The organism is Chitinilyticum litopenaei DSM 21440 (genome assembly GCF_000428145.1).
GTDB classification, from domain to species: Bacteria; Pseudomonadota; Gammaproteobacteria; order Burkholderiales; family Chitinibacteraceae; genus Chitinilyticum; species Chitinilyticum litopenaei.
Genome location: NZ_ATZJ01000018.1, coordinates 1 through 23552, shown reverse-complemented (window position 1 = coordinate 23552; position 23552 = coordinate 1). Strand labels below are relative to the sequence as shown.

General features: G+C 65.7%; 26 protein-coding genes. 12 read left to right on the top strand and 14 right to left on the bottom strand.

The features are described 5' to 3' along the window. The first annotated feature begins 30 nt into the window (after positions 1 to 30). Positions 31 to 1323: a histidinol dehydrogenase gene (gene hisD / locus C515_RS0108715; RefSeq protein ID WP_373277250.1), complete on the top strand. Its 1293-nt coding sequence runs from the start codon at positions 31 to 33 to the stop codon at positions 1321 to 1323. 86 nt (positions 1324 to 1409) lie between these two features. Here the strand turns inward: hisD and vapC are convergent, their stop codons facing one another. From vapC to gspD, 14 genes are all read right to left on the bottom strand, one after another. After that, entirely contained in the window at positions 1410 to 1811 is a 402-nt protein-coding gene (gene vapC, locus C515_RS0108710; protein WP_028455208.1) for a type II toxin-antitoxin system VapC family toxin, read from the bottom strand. Next, entirely contained in the window at positions 1808 to 2002 is a 195-nt protein-coding gene (locus tag C515_RS0108705; RefSeq protein WP_028455207.1) for a type II toxin-antitoxin system VapB family antitoxin, read from the bottom strand. Before C515_RS0108705 ends, vapC begins: the two co-directional genes overlap by 4 nt. A 147-nt stretch (positions 2003 to 2149) precedes the next feature. Then, positions 2150 to 2965 carry a hypothetical protein gene (locus tag C515_RS0108700; RefSeq protein ID WP_028455206.1) on the bottom strand — a complete coding sequence of 272 codons (816 nt, stop codon included), beginning with the start codon at positions 2963 to 2965 and terminating at the stop codon, positions 2150 to 2152. Then, positions 2962 to 3804 carry a type II secretion system minor pseudopilin gene (locus C515_RS0108695; protein WP_028455205.1) on the bottom strand — a complete coding sequence of 281 codons (843 nt, stop codon included), beginning with the start codon at positions 3802 to 3804 and terminating at the stop codon, positions 2962 to 2964. Before C515_RS0108695 ends, C515_RS0108700 begins: the two co-directional genes overlap by 4 nt. Further along, on the bottom strand, positions 3801 to 4304 hold the full coding sequence (locus C515_RS0108690; RefSeq protein ID WP_028455204.1) for a prepilin-type N-terminal cleavage/methylation domain-containing protein: 504 nt from the start codon (positions 4302 to 4304) through the stop codon (positions 3801 to 3803). Before C515_RS0108690 ends, C515_RS0108695 begins: the two co-directional genes overlap by 4 nt. Beyond that, entirely contained in the window at positions 4291 to 4665 is a 375-nt protein-coding gene (gene gspI, locus C515_RS0108685; protein WP_028455203.1) for a type II secretion system minor pseudopilin GspI, read from the bottom strand. The genes C515_RS0108690 and gspI overlap by 14 nt, the downstream gene beginning before the upstream one ends. After that, complete coding sequence (locus C515_RS0108680) at positions 4649 to 5146, bottom strand: GspH/FimT family pseudopilin (protein ID WP_211234019.1); 498 nt, start codon at positions 5144 to 5146, stop codon at positions 4649 to 4651. Before C515_RS0108680 ends, gspI begins: the two co-directional genes overlap by 17 nt. Beyond that, the gene (gspG, locus tag C515_RS0108675) at positions 5143 to 5562 is read right to left on the bottom strand and encodes a type II secretion system major pseudopilin GspG (protein WP_043648804.1); all 420 of its coding nucleotides are present in this window, start codon (positions 5560 to 5562) and stop codon (positions 5143 to 5145) included. Before gspG ends, C515_RS0108680 begins: the two co-directional genes overlap by 4 nt. Beyond that, on the bottom strand, positions 5562 to 6845 hold the full coding sequence (locus tag C515_RS0108670; RefSeq protein WP_081686842.1) for a type II secretion system F family protein: 1284 nt from the start codon (positions 6843 to 6845) through the stop codon (positions 5562 to 5564). The genes gspG and C515_RS0108670 overlap by 1 nt, the downstream gene beginning before the upstream one ends. Then, on the bottom strand, positions 6842 to 7492 hold the full coding sequence (gspN, locus tag C515_RS0108665) for a type II secretion system protein N (RefSeq protein ID WP_028455199.1): 651 nt from the start codon (positions 7490 to 7492) through the stop codon (positions 6842 to 6844). The genes C515_RS0108670 and gspN overlap by 4 nt, the downstream gene beginning before the upstream one ends. Continuing rightward, entirely contained in the window at positions 7489 to 8436 is a 948-nt protein-coding gene (locus C515_RS0108660; RefSeq protein ID WP_028455198.1) for a hypothetical protein, read from the bottom strand. Before C515_RS0108660 ends, gspN begins: the two co-directional genes overlap by 4 nt. Then, the gene (locus tag C515_RS0108655; protein ID WP_211234018.1) at positions 8436 to 9815 is read right to left on the bottom strand and encodes a GspE/PulE family protein; all 1380 of its coding nucleotides are present in this window, start codon (positions 9813 to 9815) and stop codon (positions 8436 to 8438) included. The genes C515_RS0108660 and C515_RS0108655 overlap by 1 nt, the downstream gene beginning before the upstream one ends. Next, on the bottom strand, positions 9812 to 10183 hold the full coding sequence (locus C515_RS24360) for a hypothetical protein (RefSeq protein ID WP_028455196.1): 372 nt from the start codon (positions 10181 to 10183) through the stop codon (positions 9812 to 9814). Before C515_RS24360 ends, C515_RS0108655 begins: the two co-directional genes overlap by 4 nt. After that, positions 10180 to 12168, bottom strand: a complete 1989-nt coding sequence (gene gspD, locus C515_RS20315; RefSeq protein WP_081686839.1) for a type II secretion system secretin GspD — start codon at positions 12166 to 12168, stop codon at positions 10180 to 10182. Before gspD ends, C515_RS24360 begins: the two co-directional genes overlap by 4 nt. A gap of 226 nt (positions 12169 to 12394) precedes the next feature. Here gspD and C515_RS23520 point away from each other — a divergent pair, with 226 nt between their 5' ends. From C515_RS23520 to C515_RS0108585, 11 genes are all read left to right on the top strand, one after another. Beyond that, positions 12395 to 12601 (top strand): hypothetical protein, encoded by a 207-nt coding sequence (locus C515_RS23520; RefSeq protein ID WP_028455195.1) that lies wholly within the window; start codon positions 12395 to 12397, stop codon positions 12599 to 12601. 233 nt (positions 12602 to 12834) lie between these two features. Beyond that, positions 12835 to 13086, top strand: coding sequence for a hypothetical protein (locus C515_RS0108635; RefSeq protein WP_144290406.1), 252 nt, complete (start codon positions 12835 to 12837; stop codon positions 13084 to 13086). A 634-nt stretch (positions 13087 to 13720) separates the two neighbouring features. Next, entirely contained in the window at positions 13721 to 14470 is a 750-nt protein-coding gene (locus C515_RS0108630) for a hypothetical protein (protein WP_158380799.1), read from the top strand. Positions 14471 to 14482: 12 nt separating this feature from the next. Continuing rightward, on the top strand, positions 14483 to 15259 hold the full coding sequence (locus C515_RS0108625) for a hypothetical protein (RefSeq protein WP_028455192.1): 777 nt from the start codon (positions 14483 to 14485) through the stop codon (positions 15257 to 15259). Positions 15260 to 15722: 463 nt separating this feature from the next. Then, on the top strand, positions 15723 to 16247 hold the full coding sequence (locus C515_RS0108615; RefSeq protein WP_028455191.1) for an RDD family protein: 525 nt from the start codon (positions 15723 to 15725) through the stop codon (positions 16245 to 16247). Next, positions 16240 to 16977, top strand: coding sequence for an RDD family protein (locus C515_RS20310; protein ID WP_051304788.1), 738 nt, complete (start codon positions 16240 to 16242; stop codon positions 16975 to 16977). Before C515_RS0108615 ends, C515_RS20310 begins: the two co-directional genes overlap by 8 nt. Continuing rightward, a complete protein-coding gene (locus C515_RS0108605) occupies positions 16974 to 17918 on the top strand; it encodes a stage II sporulation protein M (RefSeq protein ID WP_028455190.1) in 945 nt (314 codons plus the stop codon). Before C515_RS20310 ends, C515_RS0108605 begins: the two co-directional genes overlap by 4 nt. Continuing rightward, complete coding sequence (locus C515_RS0108600; RefSeq protein ID WP_028455189.1) at positions 17915 to 19519, top strand: DUF4129 domain-containing protein; 1605 nt, start codon at positions 17915 to 17917, stop codon at positions 19517 to 19519. Before C515_RS0108605 ends, C515_RS0108600 begins: the two co-directional genes overlap by 4 nt. Further along, positions 19516 to 20742 carry a DUF4350 domain-containing protein gene (locus tag C515_RS0108595; RefSeq protein WP_028455188.1) on the top strand — a complete coding sequence of 409 codons (1227 nt, stop codon included), beginning with the start codon at positions 19516 to 19518 and terminating at the stop codon, positions 20740 to 20742. Before C515_RS0108600 ends, C515_RS0108595 begins: the two co-directional genes overlap by 4 nt. Continuing rightward, positions 20739 to 21713: an AAA family ATPase gene (locus tag C515_RS0108590; RefSeq protein ID WP_028455187.1), complete on the top strand. Its 975-nt coding sequence runs from the start codon at positions 20739 to 20741 to the stop codon at positions 21711 to 21713. Before C515_RS0108595 ends, C515_RS0108590 begins: the two co-directional genes overlap by 4 nt. Next, positions 21710 to 23017: a DUF58 domain-containing protein gene (locus C515_RS0108585; protein WP_028455186.1), complete on the top strand. Its 1308-nt coding sequence runs from the start codon at positions 21710 to 21712 to the stop codon at positions 23015 to 23017. Before C515_RS0108590 ends, C515_RS0108585 begins: the two co-directional genes overlap by 4 nt. The last annotated feature ends 535 nt before the right edge of the window (positions 23018 to 23552 follow it).

Below are 23552 nucleotides of genomic sequence, written 5' to 3'. Positions count from 1 at the left end.
ACTTGTTTTTTGCGATACAGGACGACCACCATGATTCGCCGCCTTGATTCTTCTTCCGCCGACTTCCAGCAGAAACTCACCGCGCTGCTGGCCTTCGAAACGTCGCAGGATCCGGACGTCGATCATCGCGTCGCCGCCATCCTCACCGATGTGAAAGCACGCGGCGATGCGGCGGTGATCGAATACACCAACCGTTTCGACGGCATGCACGCGCAGGACTTTGCCGAGCTGGAACTCACACAAGCCGAACTCAAGGCCGCCTTCGAGCGCCTGCCTGCTGCTCAGGCCGAAGCACTGCAGGCCGCCGCCGAGCGCGTACGCCGCTACCACGAAAAGCAGAAAATGGCGTCGTGGTCGTATGAAGACGAAGACGGCACGCTGCTGGGCCAGCAGGTCACCGCGCTGGATCGCGTCGGCATCTACGTGCCGGGCGGCAAGGCGGCCTACCCGTCGTCCGTGCTGATGAACGCCATTCCGGCGCATGTAGCCGGCGTGAAGGAAATCATCATGGTCGTGCCGACGCCGAAGGGCGAGAAGAACGATCTGGTGCTGGCGGCGGCCTATGTCGCTGGCGTGTCGCGCGCGTTCACCATCGGCGGCGCACAGGCGGTTGGCGCGCTGGCCTTCGGTACGCAGACGGTACCGCAGGTCGACAAAATCACTGGCCCCGGCAATGCCTACGTCGCCAGCGCCAAGCGCGCGGTGTTCGGCATCGTCGGCATCGACATGGTCGCCGGCCCGTCGGAAATCCTGGTGCTGGCCGACGGCACGACCAATCCGGACTGGGTGGCGATGGACCTGTTCAGCCAGGCCGAACACGACGAAATCGCGCAATCCATCCTGCTGTGTCCGGACGCCGCCTACGTGGATGCGGTGGCCGCCAGCATCGCCAAGCTGCTGCCCGCCCAGCCGCGCCGCGACATCATCGCCGCGTCGCTGGCCAATCGCGGCGCGCTGATTGTGGTGAAGGATCTGGCTGAAGCCTGCGAGATCTGCAACTACATCGCGCCGGAGCACATGGAACTCTCAGTAGAAAATCCGGAAGCGCTGCTGCCGCAGATCCGCCACGCCGGCGCGATCTTCATGGGCAAGTTCACCAGCGAATCGCTGGGCGATTATTGCGCTGGCCCGAATCACGTGCTGCCCACCGCGCGCAGCGCGCGTTTCTCCAGCCCGCTGGGCGTGTACGACTTCCAGAAGCGCTCCAGCCTGATCAAGGTGTCCGAGGCCGGTGCGCAGAAGCTGGGCAAGATCGCCAGCGTGCTGGCGCACGGCGAAGGGCTGACAGCGCACGCCAATGCGGCAGAATTCCGGCTGAAATAAGCACGGTCAGCACAAGCAAAACGGCGTCCGCAGGACGCCGTTGTTGCGACAGGCCGGGGGCAGCTCCTGATGCGAATACCGAATTTTCAACAACCCGCCATGGCTGAACGCAAGCCAAGATATTCGACAAACGGGTCAAAGTCCCGGTCGCTGTACAGCAGCGCAATATCCGACTCAATGCAACGGGTGGCAATCAGCGTGTCGATGGTCTTTCGCACGGTTATGCCGCGCGACCTGAGCAGCCTGAAATTCCGGGCGGCCTCAATCCCGATCTGCGTACCGCCAATTTCAATGACATCCAATGCCAGCAGCAGTTTTTTGGCTTGATTAAAGTCCCGCTCGTTCGCAAAACCCTGCAGCACCTCAGCCAGGATCAAATCCCCGACCATAATGAGCTCATCGCCCAGCAGTTGGTCAAGGCGCTCAACCTGTTCGGTTGCAGCTCCCCTGAAGAAATCAATCCAGACACTGGAGTCGACCAGAATCACTTGTCGGTCCTCATGGCATCCAGGTCGCCCTCCCAGAGCAGCTTGCCCTTGAAACGCCGAAGCTCTTGCTGCTGGCTTAATCGCAAAAGTGTCCGCAACCCCATCTCAACGGCTTCCCGCTTGGTTTTAGCACCGGTCAAGCGCAGTGCGTCGCTCATCAACTTGTCATCGATTTCGATGTTCGTGCGCATGATGTGTACCCCCGTTAAGTTCAATACACATTCTAGCCCTACCCATTACACCGGACAAGCTGCCGTGACGATCAATCCGGCGGCCATTCAAGCCGCGAGCCGGGCTGCCGGAAGCATTGCCTACCGGACTTTCCCGCAGCCTGCACCTCAGTTGCTCTGGATCAGCAAGCCATAGGCCTGCCCGTCGCGGCGCAGTTGCAGGCGGGTTTGCGGGGAGTTGGTCACCGACTGGATCAGCAGGGAAATGTCGGCAGGCACGGTGAGCGGGCGATCATTGACGCTGTCGAGGATGTCGCCCTGCTGCAGGCCCAGGCTGGCCAGCAGGCGGTTGGGCTTTTGCAGGCGCAGGCCGGGACTGGCGACGCCAAGCCAGGAGTTCCAGTCGCTGATATTGATGTCACCCAGGGTGGCCAGCAGTTCGGCGCGGGCAATGGTGCGCGGCGCCAGCTGCGGCGCGCTGCCGGTGGCGCTGGCCGCTGGTGCGGCGCTCTCGGGCAGCGGTGCGGCGCTGGCATCGGCAGCGGTGCGCAGGCGCAGCGTTGCGCCCGAGGCCAGCGTCACGGTGTCGCGGTCAATGGCGCTGACCTGCACACCGTCGTTGTCGCCCACGCGCAGCACGACGGCGCGGCCATCGCGCAGCGCCAGCGCAAACGCGCCGGGCCCGGAAACGATGGCGCGCAACTCCAGCGCGGCCGTGGCGCTCGTCGTGGCAGGCGCAGCCTGGGCGGCACTCACCATTGCTGCCGCGCCGCCAAACCAGTCGCTACGCAGCTCGATGGTCCGTGGCGGCAGCGGAGCGCGCAGCGTGCCGGCTGGCTGCGGCAAGGCCCAGAGCCAGACGAGGCGCGCCAGCAGCAGCACCAGCAGCAGGCCTCCGACGAGCGCGATGGCGCGCGACCAGTCGATGGCGGGCAGGGCCCCGGAAAGGGTGTCGGGAAAGGCGATGCGCTTGAAGATCGTCATGGCAGGCTGCTCTCGGACGGATATTGGTCAAGGATGGCCGGCACGGCGCGCGTGCGGTCCAGCAGATAATTCTCGCTGAGGCGGATCTGGCCGAGCTCGACCTCGATGCGCGCCACCACGTAGCGCGACCCCACACCCAGCGGCCAGCGTGCGGGGCTGGCGCAGCCGCAGGCCTCCTGAAAATCGGCCAGCGAGGCAAAGCGGCGCAGGCTGGCCAGCCAGCCCTGCGCGGTGCCGGCGGACAGGCCCGGCTGCACCAGCGCCAGCAGTTCGGGACGGGCAAAGTTCACATTCAGCGGGCTGTCTGCGGGCAACCAGGTCAGCAGCGGGCGCAGGCGCTCGATGTCGGCAGGGCTGAAGCCCGCCTCGGCCAAGAGGCCCGGCAGGCGCAGAGGCGAAGGGCGGCGGCCGGGCAGCAGGGCCAGCAGCCTGTCCAGCGGACACGATACCCCAATGCGTGTACACAGCTCACCCAACAGCTCTTTGCGCTCTGGCCGTATACCCCCATTCTGATCCAGCAGCATGGCCAGATTCAGCCGTCCCTGCTCGTCGCTGATCTGACCGCGCGCGCGCGCGCTGTCGACATTGATCGCTGGTGAAGGCAAGGTCCAGACCTCGCTGCGATCATCGCTCTGCCCGCGGGCCGCGTCGTCGCGCAGGGTAAGGCGCGCCAGATCGAGCGCCGAGCGGGCAATGCTGCGCGCCATCGCCAGATCCTGCTGATTGCCGATCTGCCGCAGCCACAGCGACTGCCGCCAGACCAGCCAGGACACGCCGGTGGCAATCAGCGCGGCAATCACCATGGCGACCACGATGGCCAGCCCGCGCTGCCGCCTCATCGCAGCACCACCCAGCGCTCGAAGCGGCGCGGCGGGCTGTCGGGATAGGGGCCGGGCACGCTGAGCCGGTAGCGCACCGCCACCGGGACCGAGGCCTCGCGCCAGTCACTGCGCCACTGCTGGCCGGCGTCCAGATAGGCAAGCTGCCAGTCGCGCGCCGGTACAAGTTTTTCCACCCCACTGGCATCGCCGACCTGCCAGTGGCCATCCGCCACCGCGTGCGTCAGCCGCTCGGGGCCGCGCTCGACGGCGACCTGGCTGGCCTCGCCCGTCACGCGGTCGGCATGGCGCAGGCCATCGGCCAGCAGCTCCATCGCGGCATTGAGGTGCTGCCAGTGATCAACCTCGGCCTCGGTAGCAAGCAGATGGCTCTGGATGCGCCCCAGCCCGCTGAAGGCCAGCGTGGCGAGCACGGCCATGACGGCCAGCGCCACCAGCAGCTCCAGCAGCGTGAAGCCGGCGGCACGCCAGGGCGCAGGACGCCAGTCAGCGCGGCACATTGGACACATACCCGGTCAGCCGGGCCAGCGCGTGACGGCTGCCCGGGGTGAAGACGCGCAGATCAACGCGGCGGAAACTGTAATTGGGCGTGGCGCTGACCTCCTGCTCCCAGACAAACTCGCTGTCGCCCTGACGCACCGTGCCGCTACTGCTGCCCACCGGCGGCAAGGCGGCAGCGACGGTCAGCTCGGCCAGGCGGTTTTCCGCCACCCACAGCGCAACGGTGCGGCTGCGCAAGGCGGCCGCCCCGTCGATGCCGGCCAGCACCGCCTTGCTGCCGGCCGCAAAGGCAATCGCGACGATGGCCAGCGCCACCAGCACTTCCAGCAGGGTAAAGCCGCGTTCAGCCCTCGCGCACATCGACGCCTCCCAGGCGTGTGCCACAGAGCTGGCGCCGGCTGCCTGCCTCATGCCGCAGGCTGATGCAAAAGCGCGGCGCAATGCCCTGCGGGCGGTAAATGATTTTCTCGCCCGCCAGCCCGGCGCGGCCTTCCAGCTGCAGCTCGTCCAGGCGCAGGCCCTCGGGCAAGCGCCGCGGGCGCAGTGTTGCACTTTCGATCAGCGCCCAGTCACGGCCCTGCCAGCGCCAGAAGCGGTATTGCCCGTCCGCAAAGCTGACGGCAATCACCTGCGCACTCTGGATCGATTCGCTGCGCGCCTGCCTCAGCAGCAGTTCCAGCCGCCGGCTTTCCTCAGCCAGCTGCTGCGCGGGCGAAGGCAGCAGGCGCGGCGCCAGCAGGCTGCCCAGAATGGCGATAATGGCCATCACCACCAGGATTTCCAGCAATGTCATGCCGGACGCGAGCCCGGGAATGCCATCCCGCCGCATGCGCACGCTCACTCCTCCCAGCTGCCCAGGTCAGCCGCATGCCCCTCGCCGCCGCGCCGGCCGTCACTGCCCAGGCTCAAGAGGTCGATTTCGCCCATGAGGCCGGGGTTCAGATAGACATAGGGCTGGCCCCAGGGGTCGCGCGGCATGCGTTCCAGATAGCCGCCGGGCTTCCAGTTGGGTGGCTGCGGGGCGGCTTCCGGCTTTTTCACCAGCGCTTCCAGCCCCTGGGCGGCACTCGGGTAAGCGCCGTTGTCGAGCTTGTAGAGCCGCAAGGCCTGCACGATGGTCTGCATGTCGGCACGCGCGGCCTGCACGCGCGCCTGGTCGGGCTTGTCGATCAGGCGCGGCGCGACAATCGACACCAGCAGCGCAAGGATCAGCAGCACCACCAGCAATTCCAGCAGGGTAAATCCGCGATTTCGCATCAGCGCACCATCTCGTTGATCTCGAACACCGGCATCAGGATGGCCAGCACGATAAACAGCACCAGGAGCCCCATCACCAGCACCAGCGCCGGCCCCAGGAGACTGGTGAGCACGTTCACGCGCTCTTCCAGCTCGCGGTTCATCTGCTGGCTGGAACGCTCCAGCATCGCCGGCAGCTCGCCGGTGGCCTCGCCGCTGCGCACCATGTGGATCAGCACCGCCGGAAACAGGCGGCTGGCGGCCAGCGCGCGCGACAGCAACACGCCGCCCTGCACGTCCTGCGTCACCTTGCGGATGCCGGCCTGCAGATAGCGGTTGGCGATCACGTCGCCTGCAGCCTCCAGCGCGGTAAGTATGCCCACGCCGCTGCGCGTGAGAATGGCCAGCGTGCTGGCGAAGCGCGCGGTATCCGATAGCCGCAGCAGGCGGCCGAACAGCGGCAGGCGCAACAGCGCGGCCGACCAGCGCAGCGCCAGCTCGCGCGAGCGGCGCACGCTGGCGGCAGCCAGCACGCCGGCCAGCAGGCTGCCCGCCAGCAGCGGCACGCCCCAGTCACGCAGGCCGCCGCTGACCGCCATGAGGATGCGCGTCGGCAGCGGCAACACGCCGCGCTGGGCAAACACGCCCACCATCTGCGGCACCACCCAGAGCATGAGGCCGGAAACGATCAGCAGCGACACGACAGCCACGACGGCCGGGTAGACCAGCGCAGCCAGCACCTTGCTCTCTGTTGCGCCGCGCGCCTCGAAATGCTCGGCAAGCTTGTCCATCACCTGCGGCAGCCGGCCGGACAGCTCGCCGGCGTGGATCACCGCGCGGCACAGCGCGGGAAAGCGCGCCCCGCCGGGCTGGCCATGGGAATGTCCCGCAAAGGCCTGCGCCAGCGTGGCGCCGCCGCGAATGGCCTCGCGCATCGCGGCAGCCTGCTGGCGGGTCTGTGCATCCTCGTCGTCATCGGCCAGCACCACCAGCGCCTGCTCGACGGTGAGGCCCGATTGCAGCAGCGAGGCCAGCTGGCGCACATAGCGCGTCACCTGCCGCTGCCCCAGTCGCGCCGGCCGGCGGGCAAGCAGCGCGCCCTCGCCGTGCGCGGGCGTCAGCCGCGTCACCCACAGGCCCTGGCGCACGGCGGCGGCGCGGGCCTGCTCGGCATCGCTGGCAGCCAGCTTGAGCCGGACTTCCTGCCCCTGCGCATCCAGCCCGTCCACGCGCCACCAGCCGCTGCTGCGCGCGGCCGGCAACATACCCTTTAACCCATCCAGCAGCGAACCCAGTTTCTTCATAGGCTCCAAGTCATTACCCCCGAGGCGTAGCCCATACCCTGCAGGAGGGCCGTGCCGGCCGGCGATGCGGCCTGCAGGCTGAGATTCCCCTTGCGGCCCTGCCCCGTGCCACTCAGCGCCAGCGGCGAGCCGGATACGGCGCTGACCGTCCAGCGCTCGCCCTGCAATTGCACCATGCAGGCGCCCAGCGGCAGCGGCGCGCCATTGCGCACGATCTGCAGCCCCTGCAAACGCAGGCCCAGCGGCTGGCCGGGCCGCCAGTCGTCGACCGCTGCCAGCAGCTCGCCGTCAAGGCGCAGGTCGTTCAGCAATGGCTGCTGGCTGGCCAGCGGCGCCAGCGGCAGCTGCAGGCGGGCAGCACGCAGCGCCACGCCGTCGCGATCCAGCACCAGCAGGGCGCGATTGCCGCCCGCCGCGTCCAGCTGCCAGCGCAGTTCACCCTGCAGCAGGCCGGCGGCCTCCCAGCGCCATTGCACATCGCGCAGCAGGCGCACGCCGCCCACCCCCAGCGCGCTGGCGCGCCCCTGCCAGTGCGTACCGTTCAGGCCATCGAGCTGCACATTCGGCAGCGCGTGCAGCCACAGCGGCGGCATCAGCAACAAGAGGCCTGCCGCACCCGCCACGCTCCAGAGCAGCAGGCGTTTCATGGGGCAACCCGCCATTCCCAGCGCAAGGGGCTGGACTGGTAAGGCTCACCCAGCGTTTGGCGCAGCGTCAGTTCATCGGCCGGCGCCAGCGGCGCGGCGAGTTGCAGAATCAGCCTGTCACTGCCGGCCTCCAGCTTTTCCACCTGGGTATTGGCCGGCAGCCCTTGATTCAGCTTGGCCAGCAATACCATACCCCCTGGCAACCAGCCCTGGGCGGCACGCAGTTGCAATACCGGGTCGCTGATCGTCACGCCCGGCTGGCGCGCCTGCACCAGCGCCAGCGCCGTTGCGCGCGCCTCGCGGGCGGCGAGGCTGGCGCGCAGCCAGGCACTGCCTTCCAGCGCGGCGAACGCACCGCACAGCAGCAGACCCCACAAGGCCAGCCGGCGCCAGGGGAAGGGCTGGCGCTGACTGCGGCGCGCGGCCGGCGCACTGGCGGGCAGCAGCCAGTCGCGCCAGTGCGGACGGCCCAGCGTGGCGGCCCAGTCCTGCGGCTGATAACCGGAGGGCAGCGGCAACTCGTCGGTCGCCTGCAGCAGGCCCCACTCGCCCGGCGCGCGGCACAGGACGAGCTGTGCGCCGATGCGGCAGGCCTCGCCGGCCAGCAGGGTGGCGCCCAGCGGCAGGCGTGGCACGTCTGCCGGTGCATCCGTCATGGCGCCGGGCACCGGCAGGCAGACACACTGGCGGCCAGCCGCTGCCACCACGCCCAGCGGCGCAGCCGTGATGCCCTGCGCCAGCAGGGCGTTGTCCAGCAGCGCCGCGCGCTGGGCCGGCTTGTGCGGCGGCAGCGCCAGCGGCAGCACCAGCATGGGCTGGTGCAGCACGCGCTCGCTGTCGGGCGGCAGCGCGGCCCAGTCGGCGGCGACACCGTCGGCGACCACGCGGTCGGCCTGCAGGCGCGCCCAGCGCCAGGCGCCATCATGGGCAAGGATGTGCAGCATCAGTCCTCCTGCATGCCGGTCACGCGCAGCACTTCCTCGCGCGCGGTCACGCCCTGAGCGACCAGTACGGCCGCGTGCTCGGCCAGCGTGCGCATCTGCAGCTGCTGGCGGGCATGGGCCAGCATGTCGTCGTCGCTGCGGCCGTCATGGATCATGCGACGCAGACCCGCATCCAGCCCCAGCCATTCATACACGCCAACGCGGCCGCGATAACCGGTCTGGCGGCATTCCGGGCAACCACGCCCGCGCTGGCCGCCGGCAAACAGCGGATCGGGCGCGGCGCAGGCCGGACAGTTGCGGCGCACCAGGCGCTGCGCCAGCACGCCGGTCAGCGAGGAAGCCAGCAAAAAGGGCTCGACGCCCATGTCGAGCAGGCGCGAAATCGCGCCCACGGCGGTATTGGTGTGCAGCGTGGCCAGCACCAGATGGCCGGTCAGCGAGGCCTGTACGGCGATCTGCGCCGTTTCGCGGTCGCGGATTTCGCCGATCATCACCACGTCCGGATCCTGGCGCAGGATGGCGCGCAGGGCACGGGCAAAGCTCATGTCGATGCGCGGCATGACGGCGGTCTGCGCCACGCCGGGCAGGTCATATTCGACCGGATCCTCGACGGTCATGATGTTGCGCGCGCCCACGTCCAGCCCGGCCAGCGCGGCATACAGGGTCGTCGTCTTGCCCGAGCCGGTGGGGCCGGTGACCAGCAGGAGGCCATGCGGGCGACCCAGCGCCTGGTCGAGCGCCGCCAGTATGTCGGCGGGCATGCCGACGCTATCCAACCCGCGCCGCTCCTGCGCCGGGTCAAGCAGGCGCATCACCGCGCGCTCGCCATGCGCCGTCGGCAGCGTGGAAAGGCGGATATCCAGATTCAGGCGGTTTTCGCGCAGCAGGATGCGGCCATCCTGCGGCAGGCGGCGTTCGGCGATGTCGAGCTCGGCCATGATCTTCAGCCTGGAGAGCAGGCCCGCATGCGCACTGCGGCGCAAGGTGGCCAGCTCGCGCAGCTGGCCGTCCACGCGCAGGCGGATGACGGTGCCGCTTTCATAGGGCTCGATGTGCACGTCCGAGGCGCGCTCGGCGCTGGCGCGCGCCAGCAGGTCGGCCACATAGCGCGCCATCGGCGAATTGTCGTCCAGCGCCGCCTGGCCTTCCTCGTCCGGGCTGTCGGGCAGGCCGCTGAGTTCGGGCAGCGTCGCGTCCGGGCTTTGCGCCAGCGCGGCAAACTCGGCGGCCGGCAGCACGGCCTGCAGCCGCACCGGCAAACCGTGGCGCGCCGCCAGCACATCGAGTTCGCGCGGATCAAACCCCTCGCAGGCCGTGACCAGCAGGCAATCGCCGGCCAGCTGCCAGCGCAGCTGCACCCCATCCAGGACCACACTCATCGCAGCAGCTCCATGTCCACATCGACCAGCCCCGGCCCGCTGCGCGTCAGTGTCACGCGCGCCGGGCGCGTCTGGGCCAGCACGGCACTGACCGTGCTGGCGGCGACAGCCGAAGCCTGCACGCGCCAGCGGCCATTGGCTTCCGTCAGCGTTGCGCCGGGCAGATTGCCGGCCAGCTCGCGCGCCGGCAGGCGGGGCGGCGCAGGCGGGGCGGCCAGCCACATGCGCACCTCGGCCAGCTCGTCGGCGGCCAGCCGGGCAGCGCTTTCGGCGGCGGCGCGCTGCTCGCGCAGCGCCAGCACCAGCATGAGCGCGGCCAGCAGCAGCAGGATCAGCAAACGCGGGCTGGCCGCGTTCAGCCACTTCATTGCGGTACGCCCGGCACGGCGGGCAGCTGCACGGCCGGCACATCCGGCAAGGCCGAGCGGCCCCGCATCTTGTCGGAATATTCGCCCTGCTGCGTGCGCAGCTGCTGGTAGCGCTGATTGGTGATGGTGGTGGCCGTCAGGCTGTCGCGCACCACCATGGGCCGCAGGAACACCACCAGATTGGTGCGGCTGTAGCCGCGCTGCTCGTTGCGGAACAGAAAACCGCCACCGGGAATGTCTCCGAGGAAGGGCACCTTGGATTGGGTATTGACGATCTTTTCTTCCAGCAGGCCACCCAGCGTCACCATCTGCCCATCCTGTACCAGCACGCGGGTCTTCACCTCGCGCTTGCGCGTGGCGATGCCGGCATTGCCGGTCTGCACGGTCGGATCGATGGCCGAGACTTCCTGCTCGATGTTCAGCGTGATCGTGCCGCCTTCGGACACCTGCGGGCGCACCTTGAGCATCACGCCGACATCCTTGCGCTCGACGGTGATGAAGGGATTGGGATTCGAGCCGGTCGAAGGCTGCGAGCCGGTAATGATGGGGATGTTCTGGCCCACCTGGATCTTGGCTTCTTCATTGTCCAGCATCATCAGCGTCGGCGCGGACAGCACATTGCCCAGGCCGTCTTGCTCCAGCGCACTGGCGATCAGGCCGATCGAGGGCAGATTGTTCTTGTTGTTCGGGTCGCCATTGAAAAGGCCCAGCGTCATGCCATTGGGAATGCCGGCCGGATCCTTGTTGGCGGCCGCGCTCAGCAGATTGCCCAGATTGCTCTTGCCCGTGCCCAGCGCCACCGCCCCCAGCGTCGAGACATCGCCCAGCCCGCCGAACAGCCACTGGAAGCCCAGCTCGCCGGCGCGGTCGGTATTGATTTCGGCGATCATGGCCTCGACAAAAACCTGCGCCCGGCGCACGTCCAGCGCCTCGATGGCCGTCTTCAGCGACTGGTAGACGGCCTCTGGCGCGGAGATCAGCAAGGCATTGTTGCTGGTATCGGCCTGGATCGACACCGGCAGGCCGTCGAGCTGCCCGGAAATCGCCATGCCGGCGGCATTGGGCGCGCCCTCCTTGCCGGGCGTGGCGCCGCTGCTGCTCAGATTGGTGGCGCGCGCGCCGATCACGCCGCGCAGCGTTTCCACCAGCCGCGAGGCGTCGGCATTCTTCAGATAGACCACGCGGAAATTGTTGCCGGACTCGGGCTGATCCAGCGCCTCGACCAGCCGGCGGATTTCCTTGCCATGCGCCAGCGAAATCACCCGCACCACCAGCGTGTTGCTCGCCGCATCGGGAACGATCACCGAGCGCCGCGCGCCATCATTGGGTGGCAGCGTACTGCTGGTGCCCTGCACGGCCACTTCCGGCATCACGCGCGCGATCAGCCCGGCCAGCGTCACCGCCGAAGCATGCCGGGCCTTGAGCATGAAGATTTCATTGCTTTCCGGCGCCTCCAGCCCGTCCACCATTTTCGACAGGCGCGCGACATTGTCGGCATAGTCGGTGATGATCAGCGAATTGTCGCCGGGCGAGGCCGAGATCGTGCCGGTGGGGCTGACAAAGGGCCGCAGCGCCTCGACCAGCCGGGGCGCCGAATTGTTGCTGATGCGCACCAGCTGCGTGACCACGCGGCTGCCCCTGGGCAGCTTGCCATCGCGCAGCACCGGGCCGGCCTGCTGGCGCGCCTCGGTATCGGGCACGATGCGCAGCACCACGCCATCATCGAGCGCCGCCAGCCCCTGGCTGCGCAGCGCCGACAAAAACAGCTGGTACGACTCGGCCGGATCGAGCGGACGCGAGGAAATCACGTTCAGCGTGCCCTTGGCGCGCGGATCGATCACCACATTGCGGCGCGTCAGCTCGGCCAGCACCTTGGCAGCCTGCTCCAGCTCCAGATTGACGAAGTTGAGCATCATGCCGTCGCCGGCGGCCTGCGCCAGCGCGGAACACAAACCAAGACTGAGCAGGAGGTGTCGGAATTTCATGGAATTTGGCGCCCGAAGACCCGCAGCCGCAAGGCCGCAGGGTTTGTAGCAAATCGGTAATTATATCGACGGGATATTAAACGTATTGTGCATTTTGCTTACAGGCAAGACCGGGAATCCTCCCCGCTCTTGTGCAAGCAAACCTGGCCAGAACGCTGGCCTGCCGCTTCTGCCGCAAAGTGCAGCGAAAACCGTCATCCCGGCCGCGACTGGCAAGTGCAGGCGCATGCGGCACGCCTTGCAGCAGACAGCGGGCGGGCCAAGCCGTTCACATCTGCGGGAATTGCAAGCCGGCCAGAAAAAACCGCCAGACAGCTTGCCCCTGCGCATGCGCACTGACCGGCCCAAACCGGTGCGGCTGCTGCCGCTCTGGCGCGCGAAGCAGATCCTTCCCGATAAAAAACAGAGGGTATTGATCTACACCCTTTTATAAGAAAGGGCTGCAGATCAATACCCAAGGAATTACCACAGAGAAGCACGCCCTGCCCGCCAGCAGCGCCGCTGCGCGACCTCACCCGGCATGGCCTGGGGCAAGGCTGGTTGGCCCATGCCGACTCCTCGTCATCACGAAAGCAAAAGGAAAACCATTAATATTTTTCACTTTCTAAAAAAGAAAGCAATTGATAGAGTTATTGCTGTCTTCAGCCGAAAGAAATCGATTGGAAAATGCAAAGGAAAATTCGCACGCTCTGCGCGCTCATGCTTTGCGCCACCCTTGGCAGCGGCCTCGCCGCCGCGCAGCCCTTCACACTGGATGGCCATCTGCAGGCCGAATCCGGCTTGGGGCTCGCGACGCCGGCATCAGGCAGCGATGACCCCGGTTTCGCTGTCCTTATCCGCCAGGCCGGCGAGGCGCAGCAGCTTGATGCTCCGGCGCTGGCGCAACTTGGCGGCTTTCACTGGCTAAGCAGCCCCTAGGCCTCAACCGCGCGCAAAGGCAGCGTGCGCAGCGCTGCGGCAGCCCCCCTCGCAGCCGCCAACCCGGTTCCGGGTTGCCTCGCGATCAATCCGAACACGGCCTACCAGCACACCACACCGGCAGCCGGCTACCTGAACTGTTACCAGTTCGTGGTCAACGCCAGATGCCTCGAATACCGAAGCGCTCACCCGCCTGGTCAGGGATGGCGGAAAGGTTGAAGCGCACAGCCAGCTGCTGATTGGCGCCACGATCAGGAACGCCAGCGGGCAAGTCGTGGCGCCGGGTGAGGAAGTGGAAATTTACACGGACGTCCCCGGCACGACCAAGGTCATCCGCTAGACCGACAGCCTGGGCCAGGTTGCAGCTAACTTGACCCTCCCTATTTGTGATGTTTCAACTGCTAGCGAAGCAATTCGCACCGACGATAGCGGAACACGATGGCGCATTCGCTACAAAATCCAAAAATACGAAATAAACCTCCCCAACTCATCTGCCGCACTTGATGATCGCAACAAAAGACCGTCCTTTATCCACATTTGCGAAGAACGGATCATAGGCCTGTAATTTACAAAAAATTTATTCCAGCAAGCATGGCTATCAATATGCTAGCCATGCCACACTCTAGGATAGAAAATGCATATCAACAACAAAATCCCCGCATATGTTCCACCACCACGCACAACCGAACAGGAAATTTCTTTTGACGTAAAGGATAGCTCCGCCAGCTCTTACACAAACAATTCGCAGACATTGCAATTCACAATTGAAGACAACAATGCCATTCGCCAACAACATGAGGAGCGACGAAGCCTTTGGTATAAAATACATGACGAGTACGGACCACAAGCCGCCCGAAACATGGCATCCACCTGGAATGACATCGTTGCCGATATCAACAAGCAGCGCCCCAATATTCTGCGAGAAGACTTTGACTTCACAATGATAAATGGCAGACTGACTGTGATATCCGATGAGCTGAACGAGAAAGACAAGTCATGGCTAGAAGAAAAAATCAACAGCAACACGCAACTTAAAGAACCCATCGAAATTTATAATGAAAGTGTTGCCATGTACTATGACAGCAACAAGGATCTAGCCGGAGGATTTGATCGAAGCACATCTTCTTTTGCCAAGCATTTAACAGGTGTAGGCGACAGCCTCATCTACAAAGATGTGGACAAACAGCTCGGCAACGGCGGGTTCAAATACCGGGCATTTCTTGATGACATTGCAACCTTCAGAAAATACGGAAATTGGATGGAGCCCACATATAGTGCTGGCTATGCAAAAGGGCCAGACAAGGTATTAATAAGGGACCCCTTTACTGCAGCCATAGATTTGGCCATGCGGCAACTCCAGCCTCATATCGATACAAAAGTCTGAAGGCAGCCAGCCATGCAGATCAGCAACAAACTCCCCGACTACACGCCGCCGCTGCGCAAGACGGAGCAGGAAATCGCCTTCACCGTGGCGGACAGCAGCCGCACTCCCCGCGCAACCGGGGAGGTGCCTACAGGCCATATTGAAACACCGGAGGAATTTTCAAAGCGCCAATTCGATTCTTCACGCAGCTTTTGGTCGAGGACCAAAGCGATAGAACCAAGCAGGACCATTGGCCAGGAATGGGACAAGCTTGTCGAAAAAATCAACAGGGAGCGCCCGCATATTCTTCGGCATGATTTTGATTTCACCATGACCAATGGGCAGCTTGGTGCGCTATCAGAGTCGCTGAACAAAGATGAAGACTATGCTTCCATTTCACCGAAGGGGAAGTTGACCGTAGTATCTGACAAGCTAAGCAAAGATGACAAAGCATGGCTGGAGCAGCAGCTAAACGATAATGACATATTACGCCACGCGGTTACACAATACAGCCTGGCTATCATCGATGGCTATGATCACAAGTACGGCGGCCATATGGGTGGACGGCTCAACAATCGATTTGCATCATCCGAAAACATCTACAAGGATGTCGCCAAACAATTGGATAGCGGCGCCATCAAGTTTCGCGCCCTACTGAATGACATTAAAGCCTACAGCAAGTACGGTGAAGCAATGATGGAGCAGCCATATGTAAAAGGGAAACCCATCATCATCAAGATCGATGGATTTTCAGAATCATTGGCTTTAGCCGTCAAGCAACTCCAACCGCACATCGACACGACAGCCTAAAGGCGCGCGCCATGCAAATCAGCAGCAAACTCCCCGAGTACACGCCGCCGCTGCGCACGACGGAGCAGGAGGTAAGCTTCAGCGTGGCGGACAGCGCCGCCACTGCAGTTCACGATTGAAACAGCGGAAGAGGCGGCGGAAACGCAAGCGCATGCTGACCGCTAGTTTTCAGTCGCAGGGGCCAGCATGCTCGCGAGCAGCAATGCTGCGCGAGCATGCTGGTTCCTGCGAAAATTCAAACTTCTACAGGCCGGATCAATAGTGCGGCATTCAGATTGGGTTTATGAAGCCTTCCTGCCCACATCCGCCAAGGGCAGGCGCGGCCGATCTTGCCCTGTCGGACGCGGTGGGAAGGTGCTGCAGCGTGGCGCTTTCGCCATACAGCTCTGACAAAAATCGAAAGCGGGGTGTTGCCTTTTGCAAAACTGGCTACAATGGCCGTCCACCCGCCAAGCCTTTCGCGATGAGTACCAATCCTTACCAGCCGCCCGAGGCGGATCTGAGCATTCCCGACACGCTCTCTCCAAAGCCACGGCCGGAACTGGCCAGCCGCTGGCGCCGCCTGAGCGCAGTACTGCTCAATGTCGCGGTCCTGATTGTCTGTCTTGTCCTGTCAACTCTGGTCGAGGTGCTCTACAGCCAATTCGTGCCATACCGCGCGTTTGACAGCAGCCTTGTGGCCATTCTCATGCCCGTCTGGGCCATCTGTGCCGGCCTGTTGCTGCAAGTGGTGTGGATCGTGCGACACGGCCAGACACTGGGCAAATACTGGCTGGGCATTCGCGTTGTGCGCAGCGATTATTCGCCGTGCGGCCTGCTGCGCTACATCTTGCTGCGCGAAATCCTGATGATTCTTCTGAAAGCCATCCCGATACTGGGCAACCTGATTTCACTGGCTGACATTCTGGCCATTTTCCGCGGCTCGCTACGCTGCCTGCACGACGACCTGGCCGACACCATCGTCATCCGCGAGCCGCAACATGCTTGACGGTCGCCTGCATCTGCAAACGCCGGAAGGCATCACGCTGCCGCTGACGCCCGCCGGGCCGCCAAAGCGGGCGCTGGCCTGGCTGGTGGATTTCCTGCTGCGCCTGATGGCGGGCGGCATCCTGCTGCTGCTGATCAGCCTGGTCGGCTTTTCCGGCGAAGTGAGAACCGGCCTGTGGCTCTTGCTGCTGTTCCTGCTGCTGTGGGCCTACCCGGTGCTGTTCGAGGTGTATGGCGCGGGCATGACGCCGGGCAAGCGCCTGGTCGGGGTGCAGGTGGTACGTGACAACGGCCTGCCGATCGGCTGGCGCGAGGGCCTGCTGCGCAATCTGCTGCGCGCGGCCGATTTCCTGCCGATGTGGTACGGGCTGGGTCTGCTGACGATGCTGGCCGATCCGCAGTTTCGCCGGCTGGGCGATCTGCTGGCAGGTACCCTGGTGGTGTATCGACCGCAAAAGCTCAAGGAGCGAAGGCTGCCGGAAGGTACCCCCCGTGACTTGCCCTTTCCGCTAAAGCCGGAAGAGCAGCATGCCATTCTCGATCTGGTGGAGCGCGCGCCGCGCCTGCCGCCGGCGCGCCTCCTGGAGCTGGCCAATCTGGCCCAGCCGCTGACCGGCCGCGCGGGCAACGCTTCGCTGGAACGCCTGCGTGATTACGCCGCCGGACTGGCGGGCCAGCAAGCGGCCGCGCCCCCCCCTTCTACCGGCACGATTTCCGATACCGCGCGATGAAACAGAAACTATTCGAAGCGCGTCACCGCGCGCTGTGGGCCAGCATCGAGCAAAGCCTTGCCGCCAAGTCACCGGCCAGCGATTTTCCCGAGCGCTACCGCACGCTGTGCCACACGCTGGCGCTGGCGCGCCAGCGCGGCTATTCCCCTTCGCTGATCGAGCGTCTGAACCAGCTGGCGCTCGCCGCGCACCGGCTGCTTTATGGCGCGCCCGGCCAGCGCGAGCTGGTGCTCACCCGCTGGCTGCGCCGCGATTTCCCGCGCCTGGTGCGCGCCGAGTGGCGTCTGGTGCTGCTGTCGCTGGGCCTCTTCCTGCTGACGGCCGGGCTGGTGGCGCTGGCCGTCTGGCTGCAGCGCGATTATGCCTACAGCTTCGCCAATCCCTATGAGCTGGCTGGCTACGAGACCATGTACACCGATGGCCAGGAGCGCTTTGGCCAGCGCACGGCCGATAGCGACATCATGATGTTCGGCTTTTACATCTGGAACAATGTGTCGATCTGCTTCCGGGTGTTTGCCGGCGGCGTGCTGTTCGGCATCGGCTCGCTGTTTTTCCTGGCCTTCAATGGCGTGCATTTCGGTCTGATCGCCACCTGGCTGACGCTGAATCCGGCCACGCGCGAGAATTTCTGGTCCTTCGTCATCGGCCACGCCGCGCTGGAGCTGACCGGGCTGATCCTGGCCGCCGCCGCCGGGCTCAAGCTGGGTGCGGCGCTGCTGCGCCCGGGGCGTCTCACGCGGCGCGCCAGCCTGCGCCAGGCCGCCGACCATATCGTGCCCATGCTGATCGGTGCCGCCGTCATGACCTTTCTTGCGGCCTTCATCGAGGCCTTCTGGTCGGCGCGTGCCGATGTGCCGCCGCTGGGGAAATACATTGCCGGCGGCCTCCTGTGGAGCGCTGTGCTGTATTACTTCCTGCTTGCCGGGCGGGGGCGCGCATGAATCTCGACCAATTGCAGATCGACGCGCGCCCGCGTCCCTACTGGCAGGCCATCGATCTGGGCATGGCGCTGCTGCGCCGGCACGCGCGCACGGTTTACCTGAGCTGGTGGGCGATCTGGGCGACGCTGGCCGGGCTGCTGGCACTGCTCACGCCGCAGGACTGGCTGATGTGGAACTGGCTGGTGCTGTGGTGGCTGCGCCCGCTGATCGAACGCAGCACGATCTTCATCCTGTCGCGCGCGGTCTTCAATGAAGAAGTCGGCGTGCGCGACACGCTGCGCGCCTGGCCCGCGCAGCTGCGCCTGGGCTGGCTGCGCACGCTGACCTGGTGGCGGCCCATCGTGATCGGTCGGGGCCTGTGGCAGCCGGTGTGGCAGCTCGAAGGCGCGCGCGGCCAGTTCGCCAGCCAGCGCCGGCGCGTGCTGGGCGCGCGCGGCGCCTATGGTTCGGCAGCATGGTATGGCGTGATCTGTGCGCATTTCGAATTCGTGCTGCAGTTTGCGCTGATCAGCCTGCTGGGCATTTTCCTGTCCGATCCGGACAGCATCACGCCCTTCCTGCTGCTGCAGGACGAGTTCGCGCCGGGCAGCTGGGAAAACCATCTGCCGCTGTTCACCTATCTGCTCAGCGGCGGCATCATGGGGCCGATCTATACCGCCGGCTGTTTTACGCTCTATCTGAATCGCCGCGCCGAGCTGGAAGGCTGGGACATCGAAATCACGCTGCGCAAGCTGGCGCACCGCCGCAGCTCGCAGCTGCTGGCCAGCGGCAAGGCCGCCGCAACCCTGCTGCTGGCCTGCCTGTGCTGGCTGGCCCTGCCGGCGCCCGAAGCGCAAGCCGCGCCAGACTGCAGCCAGCTGCCGAAAACCAATAAATATGGTATGCCCGTGCGCGCCACGGCGTCGCGCCCGGCCAGCCAGGGCAGCGCGCAGACGGCCATCCGCGCGGACATCGACCGGCTGGCCGCGGGCCCGGAATTCAGCGTGTGGGAATGCCGGGAAACCTGGCAGGCCAAAAAAACCGTCGAGGACAAGGAGCGCGAAGCAGATCCGCCACCGAAATGGCTGCAGGATTTGTTCGGCGATTTTGATGGCCCGAACCTGCCGGTGGCGGAAATACTCAAGGTGACCTTCATCACCCTGCTGGTGCTGCTGGTGGCCTGGCTGCTGTTTCGCAACCGCGCCCTGCTGGGCCGGCTGCTGGAAACGCGCGACAAAGACCCGCAGCCGACCCCGGCACACGAAATCTGCGGGCTGGACATCCGCCCGGAAAGCCTGCCGGACGATGTGCCGAGCAGCGTGCTGCGCCTGTGGCGCGATGGCCAGCGCCGCGCCGCGCTGGCCCTGCTCTACCGCGCCAGCCTGTCGCGTCTGGCGCATGCCCAGCAGCTGGAGCTGGCCGCCGGCTTTACCGAGGGCGACTGCCTGGCAGTTGCTCGCCAGGCGCAGCAGCGCGGCACGCTGCGCGCCGCCACGCTGGAGTTCTTCACCGAGCTGACCCGGCACTGGCAGGCCGCGGCGTATGCCGACCGCTGGCTGGACGACGAGCGCTTCTCGTCGCTGTGCCGCTCCTGGCGCGCCAGCATCGGAGATGAACGATGAAGCTGCGCAGCCTGCTCTGGCCCACGCTGTTCCTGCTCGTGCTGCTCGGCATCGCCCTGTGGTGGTTCAGCGCCATGGAACGCCGCCCGGAATGGGTAAGGCGGGCGCAACCGGCCGAAACACGCGCCGACCCGCTGCTGCTGGCCCGGCGCTTTCTGGAAAGCCAGGGCCGGTCGGTCAGCGCCATCCCGGACCTGACCAATCGCCTGGATCAGCTCAAGAATGCCGATGTCATCATCCTGCCCTGGCGCAGCAGCGGCCAGAGCGGCGAACAGCATGAACGGCTGATGGCCTGGGTGCGCCAGGGCGGCGTGCTGATCACCGCCACCGGCCGGGCCGAATACGAGGATGGCGACTATGTCGACCCGCGCCCGCATGACCCCCTGCTGCGCGAACTCGACCTGCAGCTCTACAGCGGCAGCGACGACGAGGACGAAGACCAGGAGGAAGACGAGAAAAGCGACGCAGGCGACAGCGCCGGCAAGGCCGAAGAAGGTCAGCCGCTGCGGGTGCCCAATGCCGCCAGCGTCGAATTGCCCGACAGCGAGTACCCGCTGCACTTCCGCCATCGCGGCCAGTGGCGGCTGGCCATCGGCGAGGTCGAGCCAGACTGGGAAGATGATCGCGGCCCCTATCTGGCCGGTTTCCGGGAGGGCGACGGCTGGATCGTGGTGGCCAGCTCGCCGGAACTGCTGTTTGCCAATGACAATCTGCCGCAACTCGACCATGCCGAGCTGCTGCTGCAGCTGGCGCACCTCAACACGCCGCAGCCGCGCGTCTGGCTGGTGCGCACGCAAAGCATCCTGCCCTGGCATGCCTTGCTGTGGCAGCACTTCCACTGGCTGCTGCTGACGCTGGCTGTCCTGCTGATCCTGGGCCTGTGGCGCGCGGGCAGCCGCTTTGGCCCCCTGCTGCCAGCCAGCGCGGCGCCGCGCCGCGCCATTCTGGAACACATTGATGCCAGCGCGCGCTGGCTGTGGCAACGCGACCAAGGGCGCGAGCACCTGCTCGGCGCGGCGCGTCAGGCCTTGCGGCTGCGCATTGCCCAGCGACTGCCCGAGCTGGCGCGCAAGCCCGACGCCGAGCTGCTGGGCATTCTGGCGCAACGCTACGACATTTCCATCACCGCGCTGCAGGCTGCCATGCAGGCGCCCTGCCCGCGCAATCCCCTGCAATTCACCAGCCGCATCACCCTGTTGCACACCTTGAGGAACCGTTTATGAGCGTCAGCCCGGAACATTTCACCCAGGCCACCGAGATTGCCCAGCGCCTGCAGGCCGAAATCGGCCGCGCCGTCGTCGGCCAGAGCGATGCCGTGCGCGCCACGCTGGCCAGCCTGATTGCCGGCGGCCACGTGCTGCTCGAAGGCATGCCGGGCCTGGGCAAGACGCTGCTGGTCAAGGCGCTGGCCAAAACCTTCGCCGGCCAGTTTGCGCGCATCCAGTTCACCCCGGACCTGATGCCGGCCGACGTCGTCGGCCACGCCGTCTTCGACCTGAAAAACCAGACCTTCGCGGTGCGCAAGGGGCCGATCTTCACCCATCTGCTGCTCGCTGACGAAATCAACCGCGCCCCGGCCAAGACGCAATCCGCCCTGCTGGAAGTCATGCAGGAACGCCAGGTGACGATCGAGGGTGAGTCGCACCCGCTGGAAGCCCCCTATATGGTGCTTGCCACGCAAAACCCCATCGAGCAGGAGGGCACCTACCCGCTGCCCGAGGCGCAGCTCGACCGTTTCCTTGTCAAGGTAATGATGGATTACCCGAGCGCGGACGAAGAGCTGGCGCTGGCGCGCCTCACCACGCAGAACCGCGTCGGCGACGGGCTCGATGTCGCGGCGGTCAATACCGTGATCAAGCCCGAAACCGTCGTCACGCTGCAGCAGGTCGCCGCGCATGTGCGCGTTGACGAGCAGGTACTCGATTACACCGTGCGCATCGTGCGCGCCACCCGCGACTGGCCGGGAATCGGCATCGGCGCCGGCCCGCGCGGCGGCATCGCGCTGGTGCGCCTCGCGCGCGCCTGGGCGCTGCTCGAAGGCCGCGATTTCGTCACGCCGGACGACATCAAGCACTGCGCGCTGCCGGTGCTGCGCCACCGCGTCGCCATCACGCCGGAGGCCGAGCTGGAAGGGCTGGACGCCGACCGCCTGCTGCGCGGCCTGCTGGAACAACTGCCGGCCCCGCGCGCATGATTCCGGCGCGGCGCCTGCTCGGGCTCATCCTGCTGCTGGCCCTGCTGGCCATCGCACCGGTGCTGCGCGCACAGCTGGCGCTACCCTGGCTGCTGCTGGCCGGCGCGCTGCTGCTGCTCGCGCTGCTGGATGCCTGGCGCGGCTGGCGCGTGCCGCCGATCAGCGCCAGCCGCCAGCATCCCGGCGTCTGGTCGCAGGGACGCTGGCGCGAGGTGCAGCTGACGCTGGCGATGCCGGCCGGCCGGCCATTGCAGCTGCGCATCTTCGACCATTACCCGCAGGGCTGGGACATGACGGGCCAGCCCTACCGCCTGCAAAGCAAGCTGCTCGCGGGCAGCGCCAGCCAGTTCAGCTATCGCTTGCGCCCGCTGCTGCGCGGCAACCACTTTTTTGAGCGCCTCGAAGCGCGCATTGCCAGCCCCTGGGGCTTGTGGGAACGCCGGCAATGGCTGGGCGAGCCGGAAAGCGTGCGCGTCTTTCCCGATTTCGCACGCATCCTGCACCAGAGCATCCACGCCACCGACACGCGCACGCAGGGCGGCGTGCTGCGCCGTCGTCGCCGCGGCGAGGGCACCGATTTTCACCAGCTGCGCGAATACCGCCAGGGCGACAGCCTGCGCGCGATCGACTGGAAGGCCACCTCGCGCTTTCACAAGCCCATCAGCCGCGAATACCAGGAAGAGCGCGACCAGCAGATCATCTTCCTGCTCGACTGCAGCCGGCGCATGCAGGCGCAGGACGACGAGCGCAGCCACTTCGACCACGCCCTTGACGCGATGCTCCTGCTGGCGTGGACGGCGCAAAAGCAGGGCGATGCCATCGGCGTGTATACCTTTGGGGGTACCGAGCGCTGGCTCCCGCCACAGAAGGGCCGCATCGGCATAGATCGCTTGCTGGAAGGCGTCTACGACCTGCAGCCGACACTGGCGACGCCCGACTACCTCGCCGCCGCCGAACGGGTGCTGGAAAAGGCGCGCAAGCGCTCCTTCGTCGTGCTGCTGACCAATCTGCGCGACGAGGACGAGGACACGCTGGCCGCCAGCCTCACGCTGCTGTCCGGCCGTCACCTGACGCTGTGCGCCTCGCTGCGCGAAACCGCACTCGACCAGGCCATCACCCAGCCCGTCGGCAGCTTCGAGGACGCACTGCGCCACGCCGGCACGCTCGACTACCTGCGCGCCCGCCGCGAGGCCATGGGCCGCCTGGCGCTGCGCACGCGCGACCTGCTCGACGTCACCCCGCAGCAACTGCCCACGGCGCTGGTCAACAACTATCTGAAGCTGAAGGAAAGCGGCGCACTATAAGCAGGGTGTATGGCTGTAGCCATTTATAGAAAAAGGCCACATGCCAATACCCAGACAAATTTCTTGGCACTTTCGAGATCGGTAGCGGCCCTGCGTGCCAGCAGCAACGCGGCATGCGCAGTCCCGCTCACGTTAATGACCGAACTGCGAAGAGCCGGATCGATGGCATGTTTGCGAACAAGCACACCGCTTGCGTGCCTCGCACACACCACAACATTGCACCGCAACATCCCGCCCGCTACGCTGCTAGCCCGGATTTTTCACCACCTGCTCACTGAGCGGGCTCAAGCAGCAGAAACTCCTCCCGGATAGCAGATCGCCGCTCTGCAGCGCGGGCACTGGCCTGCTTTCCAGATTGCGGGCGCAGCTTCCCCTACCCCCGAAGCGTCAACGTGTCGGGGCCGCACTCGTTTTGACTATGGGCTGGCCAGTGCCTCTGCCGCGAGGCGATACACCTCACGCAGTGGGTGATGGCTGGCAAACAGGATCCGGATACGCCGGGTGTTGCGGATCACCGCCGCGCCGATCTTGAGCA

Bases quoted from the DNA above. Each gene is read 5' to 3' on its own strand.
- C515_RS0108615 (WP_028455191.1), top strand. From the start codon at position 15,723: ATGAGTACCAATCCTTACCAGCCGCCCGAGGCGGATCTGAGCATTCCC.
- C515_RS0108600 (WP_028455189.1), top strand. From the start codon at position 17,915: ATGAATCTCGACCAATTGCAGATCGACGCGCGCCCGCGTCCCTACTGG.
- C515_RS0108690 (WP_028455204.1), bottom strand. From the start codon at position 4,304: ATGTGCCGCGCTGACTGGCGTCCTGCGCCCTGGCGTGCCGCCGGCTTC.
- hisD (WP_373277250.1), top strand. From the start codon at position 31: ATGATTCGCCGCCTTGATTCTTCTTCCGCCGACTTCCAGCAGAAACTC.
- C515_RS0108585 (WP_028455186.1), top strand. From the start codon at position 21,710: ATGATTCCGGCGCGGCGCCTGCTCGGGCTCATCCTGCTGCTGGCCCTG.
- C515_RS23520 (WP_028455195.1), top strand. From the start codon at position 12,395: ATGCGGCACGCCTTGCAGCAGACAGCGGGCGGGCCAAGCCGTTCACAT.
- C515_RS0108595 (WP_028455188.1), top strand. From the start codon at position 19,516: ATGAAGCTGCGCAGCCTGCTCTGGCCCACGCTGTTCCTGCTCGTGCTG.
- C515_RS0108605 (WP_028455190.1), top strand. From the start codon at position 16,974: ATGAAACAGAAACTATTCGAAGCGCGTCACCGCGCGCTGTGGGCCAGC.
- C515_RS0108705 (WP_028455207.1), bottom strand. From the start codon at position 2,002: ATGCGCACGAACATCGAAATCGATGACAAGTTGATGAGCGACGCACTG.
- gspD (WP_081686839.1), bottom strand. From the start codon at position 12,168: ATGAAATTCCGACACCTCCTGCTCAGTCTTGGTTTGTGTTCCGCGCTG.
- C515_RS20310 (WP_051304788.1), top strand. From the start codon at position 16,240: ATGCTTGACGGTCGCCTGCATCTGCAAACGCCGGAAGGCATCACGCTG.
- gspN (WP_028455199.1), bottom strand. From the start codon at position 7,492: ATGAAACGCCTGCTGCTCTGGAGCGTGGCGGGTGCGGCAGGCCTCTTG.
- gspI (WP_028455203.1), bottom strand. From the start codon at position 4,665: ATGTGCGCGAGGGCTGAACGCGGCTTTACCCTGCTGGAAGTGCTGGTG.
- C515_RS0108655 (WP_211234018.1), bottom strand. From the start codon at position 9,815: ATGAGTGTGGTCCTGGATGGGGTGCAGCTGCGCTGGCAGCTGGCCGGC.
- C515_RS0108630 (WP_158380799.1), top strand. From the start codon at position 13,721: ATGCATATCAACAACAAAATCCCCGCATATGTTCCACCACCACGCACA.
- C515_RS0108635 (WP_144290406.1), top strand. From the start codon at position 12,835: ATGCAAAGGAAAATTCGCACGCTCTGCGCGCTCATGCTTTGCGCCACC.
- gspG (WP_043648804.1), bottom strand. From the start codon at position 5,562: ATGCGAAATCGCGGATTTACCCTGCTGGAATTGCTGGTGGTGCTGCTG.
- C515_RS24360 (WP_028455196.1), bottom strand. From the start codon at position 10,183: ATGAAGTGGCTGAACGCGGCCAGCCCGCGTTTGCTGATCCTGCTGCTG.
- C515_RS0108660 (WP_028455198.1), bottom strand. From the start codon at position 8,436: ATGCTGCACATCCTTGCCCATGATGGCGCCTGGCGCTGGGCGCGCCTG.
- C515_RS0108625 (WP_028455192.1), top strand. From the start codon at position 14,483: ATGCAGATCAGCAACAAACTCCCCGACTACACGCCGCCGCTGCGCAAG.
- C515_RS0108695 (WP_028455205.1), bottom strand. From the start codon at position 3,804: ATGAGGCGGCAGCGCGGGCTGGCCATCGTGGTCGCCATGGTGATTGCC.
- C515_RS0108590 (WP_028455187.1), top strand. From the start codon at position 20,739: ATGAGCGTCAGCCCGGAACATTTCACCCAGGCCACCGAGATTGCCCAG.
- C515_RS0108670 (WP_081686842.1), bottom strand. From the start codon at position 6,845: ATGAAGAAACTGGGTTCGCTGCTGGATGGGTTAAAGGGTATGTTGCCG.
- C515_RS0108700 (WP_028455206.1), bottom strand. From the start codon at position 2,965: ATGACGATCTTCAAGCGCATCGCCTTTCCCGACACCCTTTCCGGGGCC.